Below are 3,371 nucleotides of genomic sequence, written 5' to 3'. Positions count from 1 at the left end.
TCATAGTATATAGCAGGATGTTGTTCTGCCTTGCAGGCAAAATAACTAAATTCCCAAAATATAAAGGAGGCTATATTTTAATGAAGTCTTATAAGAAATATCCTTACTGGAAATGTGATGATGATTCATCAAAATGCGGCTGTAATGATAAGTACGATAAGTATGATAAGTGCGACAAGTATGACAAGTGTGATACGATGGATGATTGTCAAGACATGGATATGTCATGCTGTACTCCCAAAATGAAGTGCCAGCCGACTAAAGAGTGTGTGAAAACCTATAAATGCTACTATAAGTTATACAGAATCTGCACCTATCGTCTGTATAAACTATGCCCCTACTGCGGCCATGAGTTCGATTATCACGAACACCGTGGCGGCTGTCCTAAGTGCATGTAGTCTGATAGTGTAAAACCCGCGCTTTTATTTAAGCGCGGGTTTTTACACACTTTGTAACATATAGCTGTAAAGACTGAAATTGCCAAGCGCGAAATACGTTTGTTTGGGAAACACTATCTCAGGAGGTGATTTAATAATGGGTAAAATCTATGACAATAATTTAAAGTCAAAACATGGACCTTTTGGCGAACTGCAGACACAACAGGGACCCTATGGCGGCAAAGATGCCGATAATCTGACTAACAAAATGGCCACCAGTATATTACCTCCCGGAGATAATAAATCCCGACCAAAATAATAGTTATTCTACACCAAAAGAGGACGTCGGCCAGACGTCCTCTTACTTATTTTCATGTTTTACGTATTTATTTATATTTGCAGCTTCAACCTGCTCAATATAAGTAATCTCACTTTCCGACAAACCATACAGACTGTATACTATTATATTCATTTCATTTAGCAGTGATATAAATTTGTTGGCAGTCATAGCATCAGTATCTTGCTTTGGCCCATGAAAGTAGGCAGCCTCAGACAATTGTAACAGCCTTCCGCCTAGAAAATTCAATTTATCAGCATATTGGTGATCTATGATTAATGGCAGTTTTTCCACAGTCTCGATATCCACTTGCGCCATGGGGCGACCCTTTTCCAGTGTTACGGTATGATAGTAATAGTTCATTAGCTTAGAATTAAGAATACATGTCAAATATTCCAGACTTGCTCCATCCCCTGAAACCACCAGTGAATGGATATTGTTTAAATGATATAGACCAGACCTATCGATAGTGGCAATTAAGCTGTCGCCAGTCTGGCGCAAAAAAATTTTAGGTCCGGCGATGATTGCCTTATCCCAGCCGCCTTTATTCAGCTTATCAGGGTTCACATCAAGCCAGTCACCCTGATAATTAAGATAAAACGGCAGTATCTGCCCTGAGGATATTATCCCCTTGTGCCAAGTATCTCCTTGCTTAGTCTTGCCTTTAATCTCAGCCTGTACGGTAAGAGAACGCATCCCGGTCCGAATCTTGGTGATATCTTTGAATACGCAGGGGACTTGCTCAATCTTATCAATAAGCATCTTATCTCTGGCATGAAAGAACAAACGAAACCGTTTGTAAACCTGCCACGAAAAATATTCTTGATCATACTGATAAGTATCTACCATCCCCCCATTGCCATCAAATTTACTGACTGATATGTCAGTTTTAGAGATGTCCTGGTTAATCTTCCTCAGGATAGTAATAGCCGGAGTACCCACCAAGACACCGGCAAACACATTGTTATTTACCAATGTTATTGCCTGAATTAAGCAAGTTTCTAATATATATTCGCGAATTTTAGAATAATAACGCCCGAGCAGGTAGCTGTCAGGTGTTATAAACCCCAGATAACCACCTGGTTTTAGTGCCTGAATGCTTCTTTCAAAGAACAAAGCATAATAACTTAGCTTATACTGAGCTGAGTGTGCATAATTACGCCTTAAATATTCCGACTGATCTATAGACATTTTTCCTACCCGGTTTAAGCCAAAACTTATATACGGCGGATTGCCCACAATATAATCGAACTTCAACTCCCAAAATTTTAAAAAAATTGCAGAATGAGGGTTATTTTTATCACAGTCCTGATTTGGGGCGGCTATGTCTACTTCCCATTTAATCAGACTGTCACAAATAATCAGATGATTACTTAGCCCAGGTACCTTTGCATCCCCTTTTGCTTCCAGTCGAAGCCTAGCCACAGCAACTGCGTCAGCGTCAATGTCAGCACCATATAAGCAGCAACTAACAATGTGGTAATGGAGGTTTTCCGGCTGCCAATACTGGCTGCCGGCAAGCCGGATTTTCGATCTACCTTTTGTTATGATGTATTGATCCCGGCCGTAACGTTGCCTGAGCAGAATAAGGTTCTCTGCAAATTTTTGACATAGCAGATCATAGGCAGCCACTAAAAAGTTGCCGGTGCCACAGGCCGGATCTAAAACCCGTGGTGTCGGATCAGTCACAACATCATGCTTAGCCAAAGTATGTGCAAGGATGTAATTAACAATATGCTCAGGCGTATAAAAAATTCCGGCAGCCTTACAGACAGACAGACCGGGCTGTTCCTTAGCTTTTAACACCGCAGCGCCTCCATGACCAATTTATGTCACTATATTTCGCTAAAGCCCCCTTGCTTCCCTTCCCCAGCAGCTAATTGCGTTAGAAAAGCGCCTGCTAGTGGTAAACCGCTCATTCCGCTTACGGTTATGATCCGGTGCTTTCACGCCTTGCAATAACCACATGAAATGGATATCCCGGCTGCAGGCTTGCTCAATAGACCGACTGGTGTAGAGATTGTTCATATAGCCATAAACAATAACTTTTAAAAAAATTCTAGGCGATACGGCTGATTTTCTTCCTTTGCGAGAGTAGGCTTTGTATAGTGTCGAGTAGTCCAGTTGATCCATTATTTTGCTTAGCAGCCTGACTGAATCATTTTCCGGAATAAGTACTCCAACATTTGAGTGGCAAAACCAGTTGATAGGAAGTTGTTTTTGTGTAGGATTTATATGTGTAATTTTTTTCATCACAGTTTAATTTTACACCAAGAGGCAGGTTCTTCGGAACCTGCCTCTTGTATTTCCATGCAAAGAAGCTGCCTCAATTTCTTATTGAGACAGCCCCTTTCTGTTTCGTTCTACATTTAAACAGTTGACCTTGTAAGGTGTATTTCAAATTATTTGATGGGTGTTTTTGGCATTCCCAGTCTAAACTTTCCTCTTGTTTCAAGACCGCCTACGCCGTCAATACCTGTTACAGAAGCAGTAATCGCATCACTTACCTCAACAGTCTTGTTGATAGGCGTAAATGCCACCTTTTCCGCAATAAAAACCGGATCATAGGCATGAATAAAAATGCGGTTAGGAGAACTGGCAAAGTTGGCGCCTGAGGATAATATAGCTTCAAAATGAGATTGACAGGCGCCGGCAAA

Annotated in this window: 5 protein-coding genes; 2 read left to right on the top strand and 3 right to left on the bottom strand. The window is 41.1% G+C overall.

Annotation, left to right across the window (positions count from 1 at the left end; genetic code table 11):
• Nucleotides 1–80: 80 nt before the first annotated feature.
• On the top strand, nucleotides 81–398 hold the full coding sequence (locus tag VN379_RS09870; protein ID WP_325533294.1) for a hypothetical protein: 318 nt from the start codon (nucleotides 81–83) through the stop codon (nucleotides 396–398).
• 136 nt (nucleotides 399–534) lie between these two features.
• Nucleotides 535–696: a hypothetical protein gene (locus tag VN379_RS09865; protein ID WP_325533292.1), complete on the top strand. Its 162-nt coding sequence runs from the start codon at nucleotides 535–537 to the stop codon at nucleotides 694–696.
• Nucleotides 697–738: 42 nt separating this feature from the next.
• Here VN379_RS09865 and VN379_RS09860 read toward each other — a convergent pair whose 3' ends face one another.
• The 3 genes from VN379_RS09860 to VN379_RS09850 all read right to left on the bottom strand — a co-directional run.
• Complete coding sequence (locus VN379_RS09860) at nucleotides 739–2,520, bottom strand: Eco57I restriction-modification methylase domain-containing protein (RefSeq protein WP_325533290.1); 1,782 nt, start codon at nucleotides 2,518–2,520, stop codon at nucleotides 739–741.
• Between the two features lie 39 nt (nucleotides 2,521–2,559).
• Nucleotides 2,560–2,967: a transposase gene (locus tag VN379_RS09855; RefSeq protein WP_325533296.1), complete on the bottom strand. Its 408-nt coding sequence runs from the start codon at nucleotides 2,965–2,967 to the stop codon at nucleotides 2,560–2,562.
• 149 nt (nucleotides 2,968–3,116) lie between these two features.
• Nucleotides 3,117–3,371: sporulation peptidase YabG (locus VN379_RS09850; protein ID WP_325533288.1), on the bottom strand; the 255-nt coding region annotated here is incomplete at its 5' end.

It is taken from the genome of Sporomusa sp. (assembly GCF_035561255.1).
GTDB lineage: Bacteria > Bacillota > Negativicutes > Sporomusales > Sporomusaceae > Sporomusa.
This window is presented reverse-complemented; position numbering and strand designations above follow the sequence as displayed.

Excerpts from the sequence above, each read along its gene's own strand:
- VN379_RS09870 (WP_325533294.1), top strand. The coding sequence starts at position 81 with ATGAAGTCTTATAAGAAATATCCTTACTGGAAATGTGATGATGATTCA.
- VN379_RS09865 (WP_325533292.1), top strand. The coding sequence starts at position 535 with ATGGGTAAAATCTATGACAATAATTTAAAGTCAAAACATGGACCTTTT.
- VN379_RS09855 (WP_325533296.1), bottom strand. The coding sequence starts at position 2,967 with ATGAAAAAAATTACACATATAAATCCTACACAAAAACAACTTCCTATC.